The 13,235-nt window shown below is 74.9% G+C and carries 12 protein-coding genes; 10 read left to right on the top strand and 2 right to left on the bottom strand.

The genetic code is table 11. The annotated features are described in order from the left end of the window. The 8 genes from HGCM_RS14510 to HGCM_RS14475 all read left to right on the top strand — a co-directional run. On the top strand, nucleotides 1-1,044 hold a 1,044-nt coding region (locus tag HGCM_RS14510; RefSeq protein WP_026075498.1), incomplete at its 5' end, for an AAA family ATPase. Nucleotides 1,045-1,168: 124 nt separating this feature from the next. After that, a complete protein-coding gene (locus HGCM_RS14505; protein ID WP_019137553.1) occupies nucleotides 1,169-1,474 on the top strand; it encodes a hypothetical protein in 306 nt (101 codons plus the stop codon). A gap of 64 nt (nucleotides 1,475-1,538) precedes the next feature. Beyond that, nucleotides 1,539-2,753, top strand: coding sequence for a signal recognition particle-docking protein FtsY (gene ftsY / locus HGCM_RS14500; RefSeq protein WP_019137552.1), 1,215 nt, complete (start codon nucleotides 1,539-1,541; stop codon nucleotides 2,751-2,753). Nucleotides 2,754-2,913: 160 nt separating this feature from the next. After that, nucleotides 2,914-4,224 (top strand): ammonium transporter, encoded by a 1,311-nt coding sequence (locus tag HGCM_RS14495; protein ID WP_026075497.1) that lies wholly within the window; start codon nucleotides 2,914-2,916, stop codon nucleotides 4,222-4,224. Continuing rightward, a complete protein-coding gene (locus tag HGCM_RS14490) occupies nucleotides 4,224-4,565 on the top strand; it encodes a P-II family nitrogen regulator (RefSeq protein ID WP_026075496.1) in 342 nt (113 codons plus the stop codon). The genes HGCM_RS14495 and HGCM_RS14490 overlap by 1 nt, the downstream gene beginning before the upstream one ends. 15 nt (nucleotides 4,566-4,580) lie before the next feature. After that, a complete protein-coding gene (locus HGCM_RS14485) occupies nucleotides 4,581-6,380 on the top strand; it encodes a [protein-PII] uridylyltransferase family protein (RefSeq protein WP_019137549.1) in 1,800 nt (599 codons plus the stop codon). A 25-nt stretch (nucleotides 6,381-6,405) separates the two neighbouring features. Further along, a complete protein-coding gene (gene ffh, locus HGCM_RS14480; protein ID WP_019137548.1) occupies nucleotides 6,406-8,004 on the top strand; it encodes a signal recognition particle protein in 1,599 nt (532 codons plus the stop codon). A gap of 10 nt (nucleotides 8,005-8,014) precedes the next feature. Continuing rightward, nucleotides 8,015-9,100: an amidohydrolase family protein gene (locus HGCM_RS14475; RefSeq protein WP_019137547.1), complete on the top strand. Its 1,086-nt coding sequence runs from the start codon at nucleotides 8,015-8,017 to the stop codon at nucleotides 9,098-9,100. A 27-nt stretch (nucleotides 9,101-9,127) separates the two neighbouring features. Here the strand turns inward: HGCM_RS14475 and HGCM_RS14470 are convergent, their stop codons facing one another. Further along, nucleotides 9,128-10,588 carry a peptidase M16 family protein gene (locus tag HGCM_RS14470; RefSeq protein WP_019137546.1) on the bottom strand — a complete coding sequence of 487 codons (1,461 nt, stop codon included), beginning with the start codon at nucleotides 10,586-10,588 and terminating at the stop codon, nucleotides 9,128-9,130. Next, entirely contained in the window at nucleotides 10,585-12,135 is a 1,551-nt protein-coding gene (locus HGCM_RS14465; RefSeq protein WP_019137545.1) for a peptidase M16 family protein, read from the bottom strand. The genes HGCM_RS14470 and HGCM_RS14465 overlap by 4 nt, the downstream gene beginning before the upstream one ends. Before the next feature lie 323 nt (nucleotides 12,136-12,458). Here HGCM_RS14465 and rpsP point away from each other — a divergent pair, with 323 nt between their 5' ends. Both rpsP and HGCM_RS14455 read left to right on the top strand, forming a co-directional pair. Continuing rightward, nucleotides 12,459-12,902 (top strand): 30S ribosomal protein S16, encoded by a 444-nt coding sequence (rpsP, locus tag HGCM_RS14460; protein WP_019137544.1) that lies wholly within the window; start codon nucleotides 12,459-12,461, stop codon nucleotides 12,900-12,902. Next, entirely contained in the window at nucleotides 12,902-13,141 is a 240-nt protein-coding gene (locus HGCM_RS14455) for an RNA-binding protein (RefSeq protein WP_019137543.1), read from the top strand. The genes rpsP and HGCM_RS14455 overlap by 1 nt, the downstream gene beginning before the upstream one ends. Nucleotides 13,142-13,235 lie beyond the last annotated feature (94 nt).

Below are 13,235 nucleotides of genomic sequence, written 5' to 3'. Positions count from 1 at the left end.
CAGGCGCAGGTCGCCCGCGCGGTCGAGGCGGGCGCGCGCCGTGCCCTCGTCGTCCTGGACACGTCCCTGCGGCGGGCGTCCGACGAGCGCGACGCCGCCGAGCGCGCCCGCGCCGAGCGCGACGCGGCCATCGCCACCGTCCGCGTGGACGTCGACCGCCTCGCGGCCGAGCTGGCGCGGCTCACGGACGTCGCGCACAGGGACGAGGTCGCCCGCACGCAGCAGCGCCTGCGGATCGAGCAGCTGGAGTCGCGCTCGGTCGAGGAGCTCGGGCTCGACCCCGCGGTGCTCGTCGAGGAGTTCGGGCCGCACCAGGACGTCCCGGTCGTCCTCCCGCCCGGGACCGAGCCGCAGGAAGGCGCGCCGACGGCCGTGCCGTACGTGCGCGCGGAGCAGGAGAAGCGCCTGCGGGCCGCCGAGCGGGCGCTCTCGCTGCTGGGCCGGGTGAACCCGCTGGCGCTGGAGGAGTTCGCCGCCCTCGAGGAGCGTCACAAGTTCCTCACCGACCAGCTCGCGGACCTCAAGAAGTCCCGCGCGGACCTGCTCGAGATCGTCAAGGAGATCGACGAGCGGGTGGAGCAGGTGTTCGCCGAGGCGTACCGCGACACCGCCGCCGCGTTCGACCACGTCTTCCCGCGGCTGTTCCCGGGCGGCGAGGGCCGCCTCGTGCTCACCGACCCGGACTCGATGCTGACGACCGGCATCGAGGTGGAGGCGCGGCCCGCGGGCAAGAAGGTCAAGCGGCTGTCGCTGCTCTCCGGCGGCGAGCGCTCGCTGACGGCCGTGGCGCTGCTCGTCGCGATCTTCAAGGCCCGCCCGTCGCCGTTCTACGTGATGGACGAGGTCGAGGCCGCGCTCGACGACGCGAACCTCGGCCGGCTGCTGGACATCTTCCGCGAGCTGCAGGAGGACTCCCAGCTCATCGTCGTGACGCACCAGAAGCGCACGATGGAGATCGCCGACGCGCTCTACGGGGTGACGATGCGCGGCGACGGCGTGACCACCGTCATCAGCCAGCGCATGCGGGACGAGGTCCCGGCGTAGGTCCGTGCGGCCGGCGGGCCCCCGGCCGGACCGCCGGCGACGCCGTGTGGAGATGTTGTGTCCCTTGTCGGAGCACGTCGCACGGCGCGGGCGCGGGCGTGCGCCGACGGGGGACCATGGACCCATGGCCGTCGTGATCGGGATCGTGATCGCCCTGCTCGTGGCAGGGTTCGTGGTGCTGTACGCGAGCGTCGTCTCGGGCGCCGAGACGGGGCAGTCGCCCCTCGCCGCCTTCCGCGCCGGCTGGGCCGCCCGCAAGGAGCCGCGCGAGGAGGTCGAGGCCGAGCCGGTGGACGTCTCGCTCGTCGAGTTCCTCCGCGCCAACGTCGACGAGGGCTCCGGCTACGTGCAGCCCGAGGACCTCACCGAGAGCCTGCACCGCGCGCGCGAGCGCGCGGCGGAGCTCATCCCCGGCCGTCGCCGCGCCTGAGCTGTGAGACGGCCCACGAGCGGCCGACTCGCCTCGGCGACCGCCCGACCGTCAGACTGACCCGGTGAACGAGACCCTCGAGATCCTGCTCGCCGCGGGCGTGCCGCTCGCCGTCGTCGTCGCCGTGTCGACGCTGCTGGTGCGCCGCCGTCGCGGCACGCCGCCCGAGCCCCCGGCGACCGGTGAGCAGGCGCCGGGCGGCGCGACCGCGACCGTCGAGCGCCCGACGACCGAGGCGCCCGCCGGCGCGGACCCGGTCTCCACGGCCGACCCCGTGGAGCTCGGCGGGGACGTCGAGATCGCGGAGCTGGTCGAGCCGGTCCCGCTCGAGGTCCCGGCGCCCGTGCCCGGGCGGCTCGCGCGCCTGCGCGGCCGGCTCGCGCGCTCCGGCTCGCCGCTCGGCGCCCGCCTCCTCGCGGTGCTCTCGCGCGACCACCTCACCGAGGACGACTGGGACGAGCTGGAGGAGACCCTGCTGCTCGCCGACGTCGGCGCGGGGCCGTCGGCCGAGCTCATCGAGGCGCTGCGCACGCGCGTGCGCGTCGAGGGCGTCAAGGACCCGGGGCAGGTGCGCGCGCTCCTGCGCGAGCAGCTCGTCGCGCTCGTGGACCCGTCGCTCGACCGCACGCTCGCGACGTCACGCACGACCGACGCCGCCGGGCAGGAGGTGCCGTCGGTGGTCCTGGTGGTCGGCGTCAACGGCACCGGCAAGACGACGACGGTGGGCAAGCTCGCGCGCGTCCTGGTCGCGGAGGGGCGCTCGGTCGTCCTGGGGGCTGCGGACACGTTCCGCGCCGCGGCGGCCGACCAGCTCGAGACGTGGGGCTCGCGCGTGGGCGTCCCGACCGTCCGCTCCGACCGCGACGGCGCCGACCCGGCCGCGGTGGCGTTCGACGCCGTCCGCACCGGCAAGCAGGCCGAGGTCGACGTCGTCCTCGTGGACACCGCGGGCCGGCTGCAGAACAAGGCCGGCCTCATGGACGAGCTCGGCAAGATCACGCGCGTCATCACGCGCGAGGCGCCCCTGTCCGAGGTCCTGCTCGTCCTCGACGCGACGACCGGCCAGAACGGGCTCAACCAGGCGAAGGTCTTCGGCGAGGTCGCCGGCGTCACCGGCATCGTGCTGACGAAGCTCGACGGCACCGCCAAGGGCGGCATCGTCGTCGCCGTGCAGCGCCAGCTCGGCGTGCCGGTCAAGCTCGTCGGTCTCGGCGAGGGCCCCGACGACCTCGCGCCCTTCGACCCCGAGCAGTTCGTCGACGGCATCCTGGAGGGCTGACCGTCCAGCTGCTGGACGTTCGCCCAGACGGAAACTCAACGTTTACGCCACCACGACGCTTGTCACCTCGCCGTAACGCGGCCCGCGACGTGCCGAAACCGCGCTCCCCGAACGTTGACCGCGACCAGCCACCCCGGGCTGGCGAGGGGAGAAGCGACTCATGGAGCTGGACACCGGAGCGACAGCCTGGATGCTGACGTCAGCGTCCTTGGTGCTGCTCATGACGCCTGCGCTGGCGTTCTTCTACGGCGGCATGGTCCGCGGCAAGTCCGTCCTCAACATGATGATGATGTCGTTCGGCGCCATCGGCGTCGTGACGATCGTCTACGTCCTGTGGGGCTGGTCGATGTCGTACGGCGCCGACGTCGCCGGGATCTTCGGCAACCCGTTCGACCAGTTCGGGCTGTCGGGCACCATCTGGGACGACTCCGGTGAGTTCGTCATCGACGGGTTCGGCGTCCCCGCCGCCGTCGGCGTGGCGTTCCAGGTGACGTTCGCCATCATCACCGTCGCCCTCATCAGCGGGTCGCTCGCCGACCGCGTGAAGTTCGGCACCTGGCTCGTCTTCGTCGCCCTGTGGGTCACCGTCGCGTACTTCCCGATGGCGCACATGGTGTGGGGCGGCGGCGCGCTCTCCGGCGCCGAGGGCTCGATCGCGCGCGCCCTGTTCGGCACCGACGCGGACGGCAACGCCGTCACCGCACCGATCGACTTCGCCGGTGGCACGGTCGTGCACATCAACGCCGGCATCGCCGGCCTCGTGCTGGCCCTGATCGTCGGCCGCCGCAAGGGCTTCGGCAAGGAGCCGATGCGGCCGCACAACCTGCCGTTCGTCATGCTCGGCGCTGCGCTGCTGTGGTTCGGCTGGTTCGGCTTCAACGCGGGCTCCGCGTTCACGGCGGACGGCAACGCGGGCCTCGCGTGGGTGAACACCACCGCGGCGACCGCGGCGGCGATGCTCACCTGGCTGCTCACGGAGAAGTTCCGCGACGGCCACGCCACGTCGCTCGGTGCGGCGTCCGGCATCGTCGCGGGTCTGGTCGCGATCACCCCGGCGGCCGGCGCCCTGCGCCCCGTCACGTCGATCATCCTGGGCGCGATCGCGGGCGTGCTGTGCGCCCTCGCGGTCGGCCTGAAGTACAAGTTCGGCTACGACGACTCGCTCGACGTCGTCGGCGTCCACCTCGTGGGCGGCCTCGTCGGTACCGTGCTGATCGGCTTCCTCGCGGCGGACACGGGCCTGCTGTTCGGCGGCGGGATCAACCAGCTCGTCATCCAGGTCATCATCGCCCTGGCGGCGGTCGTCTTCTCGGGGCTCGTCACGCTCGTCATCGGGCTGATCCTCAAGGCGACGCTCGGCTGGCGCGTGCCGGAGGACGTCGAGGTCGGCGGGATCGACCAGTCGGTGCACGGTGAGACGGCGTACGAGACGCTGGGCGCAGGCGCCCGCGTCGTGACGGAGGTGAAGTGATGACGAAGCTCGTCAGCGCAGTCATCCAGCCCCACCGGCTGGACGACGTGAAGTCGGCGCTCGAGGCCGCCGGGGTCCGCGGGCTCACGGTCAGCGAGGCCAGCGGCTACGGCCGCCAGAAGGGCCACACCGAGGTGTACCGGGGGGCGGAGTACACCGTCGACCTGGTCCCGAAGGTGAAGATCGACGTCCTGGTCTCGGACGAGGACGCCGCCGGCGTCACGGAGGTCGTCATCCGCGCGGCGCAGACCGGCAAGATCGGCGACGGCAAGGTCTGGGTCGTGCCGGTGGAGGACGTGGCTCGCGTCCGCACCGGTGAGCACGGCGACGACGCGCTCTGAGGTCGCTGACCGCACATGACGGACGACCGGCCGCCCGCGGGGGGCGCGGCCGCTGAGGCACCGCAGGTCCCGCACCCCGCACGTGGGGTGCGGGACCTGCGCGCCGAACGGCTCGCCCTCGCGCGGGCCACCCTCGGACCGGGGGCGGACGGGGCCGCCCGGCGGCGCGCCGTCTCCGACCTCGTCGTGCGCCGCCTCGCCGAGCTCTGGACGGACGCGACGGACGGCGAGGACGTCGCCGGCCTGGCCCTCGGCGTGGTCGGCAGCGTCGGCCGCGGCGACGCGAGCCCGGTCAGCGACCTCGACCTGCTGCTCGTCCACGAGGGGCGAGGGCACACGCCGGAGCAGTTGCGCGCGCTCGCCGAGCGCCTCTGGTACCCCATCTGGGACGCCGGCCTCGACCTCGACCACTCGGTGCGGTCCCTCGCGCAGTGCCGCCAGATCGCGTCCAAGGACCTGCCCGCCGCGGTCGGGCTGCTCGACCTGCAGCCCGTGGCCGGCGACGCGGTGGTGGTCGCCCGGGCGACGTCCGCGCTGCTGGAGGACTGGCGGGCGGCCGCCCGCCGGCGGCTGCCCGAGCTGCTCGCGTCGACCAAGGAGCGCGCGGAGCGGCACGGCGAGCTGGCCTACCTCGTCGAGCCGGAGCTCAAGGAGGCCCGCGGCGGCATCCGCGACGCCGTGGTGCTGTCCGCGCTCGCCGCGACGTGGCTGACGGACCGGCCGCACGGTGCGGTCGACGCGGCGTACGAGCACCTGCTCGACGTGCGCGACACGGTCCAGGCCGTCACGGGCCGGCACACCAACCGCCTGCTCCTGGCGGACCAGGACGAGGTCGCGGCGCTCGTCGGCTTCGGCGACCGCGACGACCTGCTCGCCAGCCTCGCCGAGGCGGGGCGCGTCATCTCCTACGCGCTGGACACGACGGTGCGCAACGCCCGCCAGGCGCTGCAGCGCCCGGCCCGTCCCCGCGGCCCGATCTTCGTCCGGGGCCGGCGGACGCCGCCGCGGCTGCGGGCCATCGCCGAGGGGCTGGTCGAGCACGACGGCGAGCTCGTCCTGGCGGTCGACGCCCGCCCCGCGGACGACCCGCTGCTGTCGCTGCGCGCGGCCGCTACCGCCGCCCGCACCGGGCTGGAGATCTCGCCCGTGTCCGTCGCGAGCCTCACCACCACGCCGCCCCTGCCGACGCCGTGGCCGCGCCAGGCCCGGACGCACCTGCTGCAGCTGCTCGGGTCGGGGCACGCGCAGGTCCCCGTGTGGGAGGCGCTGGACCTCGCGGGCGTCGTGACGACGTGGGTGCCGGAGTGGGCGGGGGTGCGCAACCGGCCGCAGCGCTCGCCCATCCACCGGTACACGGTCGACCGGCACATGGTGGAGACCGTGGCGAACGTCGCGCGCGACCGGCGCACGGAGCACGACCAGGTGCTGCTGCTCGCGGCGGTGCTGCACGACATCGGCAAGCGTCCGCGCGCCGGCGGCTCGCACGCCGCCGAGGGCGCGCGCCTCGTCGGGCCGATCGTGCAGCGCATGGGCTTCGACGAGGACGTGGCGGCCGACGTCACCCGGCTCGTCCGCGAGCACCTCACGCTTGCCGACCTGGCGACGAACCACGACCACGACGACCCGCGGACGCTCGCGCGGCTGCTCGACGCCGTGGACCACCGCGCCGACCTGCTGGACCAGCTGCGCGTGCTCACGGAGGCCGACGCCAAGGCGGCGGGCCCGCAGGCGTGGACCACGTGGCGCGCCGCGCTCGTCGACGAGCTGACCGCGCGGGCCCAGCGGGAGCTGGCGGGTACCCTGGGACGTCCCTGATCTTCGAGCCGGTGAGGACCACCTGGTGTTCGCGAGCCTGTCCGACCGACTGACGTCGACCTTCAAGAACCTGCGCACCAAGGGCCGCCTGTCCGAGGCGGACATCGACGCCACGGTGCGCGAGATCCGCCGCGCGCTGCTCGACGCCGACGTCGCGGTGCCCGTCGTGCGCGCCTTCACGGGCGCCGTGCGCGAGCGGGCGCTGTCCGCGGAGGTCTCCCAGGCCCTCAACCCGGCGCAGCAGGTCGTCAAGATCGTCAACGACGAGCTCGTGACGATCCTCGGCGGCGAGTCCCGCGCGCTGCGCCTCGCGAAGAACCCGCCGACCGTCATCCTGCTCGCGGGCCTGCAGGGGGCGGGCAAGACGACGCTCGCGGGCAAGCTCGCGCTGCACCTCAAGGACCAGGGCCACACGCCGCTCCTCGTGGCGGCGGACCTCCAGCGCCCGAACGCCGTCACGCAGCTGCAGGTGGTGGGCGAGCGGGCGGGCGTGCCCGTCTTCGCGCCGCACCCCGGCAACCAGGGCTCCGACGACGTCCTGCCCGCGGGCGCCGACCCGGTCGAGGTCGCGCGTGCCGGCAGGCAGACGGCCGTCGCCCGCCAGCACGACGTCCTCATCGTCGACACGGCCGGCCGCCTCGGCGTGGACGCGGACCTCATGCAGCAGGCCTCCGACATCCGCGACGCGGTCGACCCCGACGAGATCCTCTTCGTCATCGACGCGATGATCGGCCAGGACGCCGTGACGACCGCGCAGGCGTTCGCCGACGGTGTCGGGTTCACCGGCGTCGTGCTGTCGAAGCTGGACGGCGACGCGCGGGGTGGCGCGGCGCTCTCGGTCGCGTCGGTCACCGGCCGCCCGATCCTCTACGCCAGCACCGGCGAGAAGCTTACGGACTTCGAGGTCTTCCACCCCGACCGGATGGCCTCCCGCATCCTCGACATGGGCGACGTGCTCACGCTCATCGAGCAGGCCGAGCGAGCGTTCGACGCCGAGCAGGCCGAGAAGATGGCGGGCAAGCTCGTCAGCGGCCAGGACTTCACGCTCGAGGACTTCCTGCAGCAGATGCAGCAGCTGAAGAACATGGGCTCGATGAAGAAGATGCTCGGCATGCTCCCCGGCATGGGGCAGATGCGCGAGGCGATCGAGAACTTCGACGAGCGCGAGGTGGACCGCGTCGAGGCGATCATCCGCTCGATGACGCCGGCGGAGCGCGACAACCCGAAGATCATCAACGGCTCGCGCCGCGCGCGTATCGCCCGGGGCTCGGGCACGACGACGACGGACGTCAACCAGCTCCTCGACCGGTTCGACGGCGCGCAGAAGATGATGCGCCAGATGGCCAAGGGCGGCGGCATGGGCATGCCCGGCATGGGCAACCTGCCCGGCATGGGCGGCAAGAAGTCGAAGGGCCGCCAGGCGCCCGCGCGCAAGGCCAAGGGCAAGTCCGGCAACCCGGCGCTGCGCGCGCAGCAGGAGCGGGCCGCGGCCGACCGCGCCGCCGGCATCGGGCCGAAGGCCCCCGCCGGGTCGGCCTTCGGGCTGGGGGCGAAGCCGGCCGCGCCGGCCGCGTCGGAGCTGGAGATCCCGGCCGACCTGCAGAAGTTCCTCGGCGGCCGCTGAGCGTCCGGCGATGATCCACCTGCGCGGGACCGTGGTGCTCGACGACGAGCGCCAGGTCGGTGAGGCGTGGGTGGTCGGTGGGCGGCTCACGTTCGAGCGCCCGTCGGGGGTGCCCGACGCGACGCTCGACGGCTGGGTGCTGCCCGGGCTCGTCGACGTGCACTGCCACATCGGTCTCGCCGCCGACGGCCCGGTCGACGACGGCACGGCGGAGAAGCAGGCGCTCGCCGACCGGGACAGCGGCGTGCTGCTCGTCCGCGACGCGGGCTCGCCCGCGGACACGGGCTGGGTGCACGCGCGTGAGGACCTGCCGCGGCTGATCCGCTCCGGCCGCCACCTCGCGCGCCCGAAGCGGTACCTGCGGCACTACGGCCGCGAGCTGCCGCGCGTCGAGGACCTCCCGACGGCGGTCCGCGAGGAGGCGGCGCGGGGCGACGGCTGGGTCAAGCTCGTCGCCGACTGGATCGACCGCGACCTCGGCCCCGACGGCGACCTGCGGTCGCTGTGGCCCGCCGACGTGCTGCACGCGGCGGTCCGCGCCGCGCACGACGCGGGCGCCCGCGTGACGGCGCACACGTTCGCGACCGAGTCGCTCGACGACCTCCTCGACGCGGGCGTCGACTGCCTCGAGCACGCCACCGGCGCCACCGACGCCCAGATCGAGCGCATCGCGGCGGCCGGGGTCCCCGTCACCGCGACGCTCCTGCAGATCGGCCAGTTCCCGGCGATCGCCGCCCAGGGCGAGGAGCGGTACCCGCGCTTCGCGGCGCGCATGCGCGCGATGGGGGAGCGGCGGTACGCGCACGTGCGCGCGCTGCACGAGGCCGGCGTCCGTGTGCTCGTCGGCACCGACGCCGGAGGCACGATTGGCCACGGGCGCATCGCCGAGGAGGCCGTCGAGATGGTCCGGGCCGGCATCCCGGACCGCGACGTCGTCGCCGCGGCCTCGTGGCGCACGCGGGCGTGGCTCGGGGCCGAGGGCCTCGACGAGGGCGCGAGCGCCGACCTCGTCGTCTACGACGCCGACCCCCGCGCCGACGTCACCGAGCTCGCCCGGCCCCGGGCCGTCGTGCTCAGGGGCGCGCGCGTCGCCTGAGCCGCACCCCGACGAGAGTCGGACCGCTCACCAGGACCGGCGCACCACGTCCGGCGGGAGTGACGCGACATACCGGGCCCACGCGCGCCCGGCGCCGCGAGAGAACGCTCGGTGCACCTGCACGGCTCGGCCGTCGCGGGTGATCAGCTCCGTGAGGCCGTCCGTGTCGAGCCGAGCGAGGGCCACGTCGTCGGGCCTCACGCGGACGGTGCCGTCGTCGATCCACAGCGTGTCACCGTCCAGCGCGAGGCCCGGCAGGCCGCGACCGCGCCGCGATCGCAGGCGCCTGGCCGCACGAGGGGCGCGGGTGCCGTCGGTCGTCGGCCAGGGCCAGTGTTCCAGCTCGAGCTCCTCGATCACGTCGCCGGCGTGAGAGGCCGCGAGGTGGCTGAAGGTGACGAGCATCGACGGTGCCATGGCGGCGAACGCGGCGCCGACGTCGTCGGCGGCCAGGCGCTGCGCCTCGGCGTCGACCTCCGGCTCGTCCTCCAGCGCGAGACCGCGCAGGTCCCGGGCCGCGTCGTCGAGCAGCAGCGCCAGGTGGCTCGCGGGCTCCAGGCGCTGCAGGGCGAGGTCACGTCGAGCACGGGCGAGAAGGTCCCGGGTCGGCCCGGCGGCTGCCAGCGAGCGAACGGTGCGCACGGCTGTCGCGAGCGCGCGTGCGTGGTCTCCGGTGGGGCGCAGCGCCGCCTCGACGACGTGGAGGCCCGCGTCGTCCCGGACGGCCCTCGCGACGACCGGGTCGACCGAGCGGTCCTCCAGGGCGTCGCCGACGGCGTGGTCGAGCACGGCCAGCGCCGCCCGACGCAGGCCGGTGGGTGCGTCGGTGAGGAAGGACATCGCGGTGACCTCCCCGAGCAGCGTGACCGCGCTCGGCGTCCGCACGGGCCGCGGTGTGGCGGCCTGGCGCCGCGGCGGCACCGGACCCGCAGGCAGGGCGAGCGCGGGCGAGCCTGCCTCCGGCTCCCACGAGAGGACCAGCCGGCAGTTCTCCGACACGACCCAGGTGCGGGCCGCCGCGTGCACGTCCGCCGACTGCAGCGTCCGCAGGGCGACGTGCTCGAGGTCGTTCATCCCGTTGCCCTGCGCGCCGAACCGTGCCGCCAGGTGCCCGGCGCCGGCGTAGCACCGTCCGTCGATCTCGTGCTCGATCGCTCGTCGCTCGGCGGCGACCTCGTCGTCCGTGACGGTGCCGAGCGAGGCCAGCGCCCGCGCCACCAGCCCGAGGTGGTCGAGCACGTCGGCACGGGCGCCGCGCGCGACGAAGCGGACGGCGTGCAGGTTCGACGAGGGCTCGCTCCGGACGAGGCCGCGCGGGAGCCGTCGGGAGACGAGGTGCTCGATCAGGTGGTGGAGCCCCGCGCTCGTGGGCTCCAGGTCGCTGAGCCCGAGCCCGAGGACCAGCGCGCCGACGGGCAGCCCTTCGAGGGGAGCCCAGATCGTCCGTACGCCGGCGACCTCGGCTGTCCGTGTCCGTGGCGGGCTCATGGGCGTGCCTCGTCGGTGCTGGTCGACGACGTGCGCCTGTGCCGCGCGGCGGACGGCGGGACGTGGGCCAGGAAACGGTCCCACGGGACCTTCGCCCGGCGCAGCCGGCCCGGCTCGACGACCAACGAGCCACCGCCCCGACCGACGAGCTGGACCCGGCCGTCGTCGTCCTCGCCCACGAGCACCACGTCGTCGACGTGGAGCCGACCACCGGCGGCGGGCACGGCGATCTCGCGCTCCCCGAGCCACACCTCCTCGCCGCGGAAGGGCAGGGAGCCCCGCCGGCGACGCACGACAGCGCGTCGGGACCCGTGGCGCAGCTGTCGGAGCACGGACCGTCGGTCGTCGAGCAGCAGCGGCACGAACCCCCGCGGGTGAAGCCCGACCTCGTCGAGGAGTGCGGTCTCGACGGCGTCGGGCCGGTCGCCGCCGCCCGGGAGGGTCGCGATGGTGGTCGGCCATGCGCGGCGCAGGGTCTCGCGCACCTCGTCGGCGGAGGCCGCCCGGATCGCGGCGAACACGGCGGGCGGATCGACAGGCTCACGCCCGGCGAGGTCCGCGCCGGCCGCGGCGAGGAGCATGCTGCGACGCCCGCGCTGCGAGCCGAGCTCGGCGAGGAACGCGGCGCGCGCGTGCTCGAGGACGTCGCCCTGCGGGCCCTCGGTGCCGATCGCCCGGAGGGCTCGGCACGCGTCCAGCAGCACGCGCGCGGCCTGGGCCGAGGAGGGGTCCGTCGCGAGGACCACGAGGTACCGTCCGCCGCCGAGCCCCCAGACGGAGCGGTCGACCTGGTAGACGAGGCCGCGTGCGGCGCGCAGGTCGTCCAGCAGGGCGTGCTCGACCACCGCGGCGCACAGCGAGGCGAGCGCGCGGGGCGCGTCGACGACGAACGAGAGGGTCACCGAGTCCTGCGGGCTGATGAACAGACCGGGGAGCGGGCCGTCCCAGGGCGTCTCCGGCGACAGCAGCGGGCGCGCTCCGGGGGGAAGGGGAAGCGTGAGGTCGTCCGGCGGAGGGAACGACAGGACGAGACGGGCGTCGTCCCGGACGAACCACGCCCTCGCGTGCCGGCGGACGTCCTCCGGGCCGAGGGCGGCGAGCGCGGCGTGGTCCAGGTCGACGGTGCCGAGCCCCGCCGCCCCCCAGCGGGCGGCGAACGGCCCGGGGGAGACGGAGAGCGCCTCGACGCCCACCTCGCGCAGGATGGTCGCGCGCTGCTGGTCCACCTCCTGGGGCGTCACGTCGTCGAGACCGCCGAGCACCGCGGCGACCCGCTGGACGAAGTCGGTCACGTCGGCCCGGGAGCCTTGCGCCCAGAACAGGACGTCGTCCGGACCGGAGACCGCGTTGTGCTCGGCGCTCACGCGTCCGACGCGGTGCATGACGACGTGCTCGACGAGGTGGTGCAGGCCGGCGTCGGTCGGGGCGAGGTGCCGAGCCCCGCCGCCGACGACGAGCGCACCGAGCGCGTCGCCGTCGAGGTCCGCCCACAGGGTCGTGACGCCGTCGACCGTGGTCGTCGCGACGCGCGGGCCGTCCGGGTCCATCCGCCCTCCTGTCGCCGCCCGTGTCCGGGCGCGTGGGTGGACGGTAGCGGGTGCGAGACGCTCGACGGGGTGCCGGCTCGCGCGGCGTCGGCCGACCGGGTGACTCGGGCGCACCCGCTCCGGCGCCGGTCGGTGCCCGGGGCGTCGCGGCCTGCGCGGGACCGTTTGGGCGAGACCCGCTCGTCTGGCAGAATGGCCGGCTGTACTCGGCGGCCGCGGACCCTCTACCCGCGCCCGACCGTGTCCTCGGCCGGACCGGCGCGCCCCACCCCACGGGCGGCGCGGCGAGGCCACCTCAGCAGACACCAGGAGAAGACCACACCGTGGCCACCAAGATCCGCCTGAAGCGGCTCGGCAAGATCCGCGCCCCGTACTACCGCATCGTCGTCGCCGACTCGCGCACCAAGCGCGACGGTCGCGTGATCGAGGAGATCGGCAAGTACCACCCCACCGAGGAGCCCTCGTTCATCGAGGTGAGCTCGGACCGTGCGCAGTACTGGCTCGGCGTCGGCGCGCAGCCGACCGAGCAGGTGCTCGCGCTGCTCAAGGTCACCGGCGACTGGCAGAAGTTCAAGGGCCTGCCCGGTGCCGAGGGCACGCTGAAGACGAAGGCCGCCAAGACCGACGCGAAGGCTGCCGTCGAGGCCGCCGCCGCCGACGCCGAGAAGGTCAAGGCGTCGGCCGCCGAGAAGAAGGCCGCCAAGGCCGAGGCCCCCGCCGAGGAGCCGGCCGCCGAGGCCGCGTCCTCCGAGGACGAGCAGGCCTGATGCTCGCCGACGCGCTGGAGCACCTGGTGCGCGGCATCGTCGACCACCCGGACGACGTGCAGGTGTCGTCGTCGTCGCTGCGTCGCGGTGAGCTGCTCGAGGTCCGGGTCCACCCCGACGACCTCGGTCGCGTCATCGGGCGCGGCGGCCGCACGGCACGCGCGCTGCGGACCGTCGTCGGTGCGCTCTCCACCCAGGGCGCGGTGCGCGTCGACGTCGTGGACGTCGACCGGCGCTGATCACGCGACCGAGGCCCGGACCCCTAGCCTGGGGTCCGGGCCTCGGCGTGTCCGGACCCGGCGCACGGCCGGAGAGCATCGCGGCGACCGCGGG

The organism is Cellulomonas massiliensis JC225 (assembly GCF_000312005.1).
In the GTDB taxonomy this organism is placed as follows: Bacteria; Actinomycetota; Actinomycetes; order Actinomycetales; family Cellulomonadaceae; genus Cellulomonas; species Cellulomonas massiliensis.
The sequence above is the reverse complement of the archived record's forward strand: the minus strand, read 5'-3'. Positions and strand labels throughout refer to the sequence as shown.

Coding starts and splice junctions, on each gene's coding strand:
- HGCM_RS14505 (WP_019137553.1), top strand. CDS start 1,169: ATGGCCGTCGTGATCGGGATCGTGATCGCCCTGCTCGTGGCAGGGTTC.
- HGCM_RS14495 (WP_026075497.1), top strand. CDS start 2,914: ATGGAGCTGGACACCGGAGCGACAGCCTGGATGCTGACGTCAGCGTCC.
- HGCM_RS14490 (WP_026075496.1), top strand. CDS start 4,224: ATGACGAAGCTCGTCAGCGCAGTCATCCAGCCCCACCGGCTGGACGAC.
- HGCM_RS14485 (WP_019137549.1), top strand. CDS start 4,581: ATGACGGACGACCGGCCGCCCGCGGGGGGCGCGGCCGCTGAGGCACCG.
- HGCM_RS14475 (WP_019137547.1), top strand. CDS start 8,015: ATGATCCACCTGCGCGGGACCGTGGTGCTCGACGACGAGCGCCAGGTC.
- HGCM_RS14470 (WP_019137546.1), bottom strand. CDS start 10,588: ATGAGCCCGCCACGGACACGGACAGCCGAGGTCGCCGGCGTACGGACG.
- HGCM_RS14465 (WP_019137545.1), bottom strand. CDS start 12,135: ATGGACCCGGACGGCCCGCGCGTCGCGACGACCACGGTCGACGGCGTC.
- HGCM_RS14455 (WP_019137543.1), top strand. CDS start 12,902: ATGCTCGCCGACGCGCTGGAGCACCTGGTGCGCGGCATCGTCGACCAC.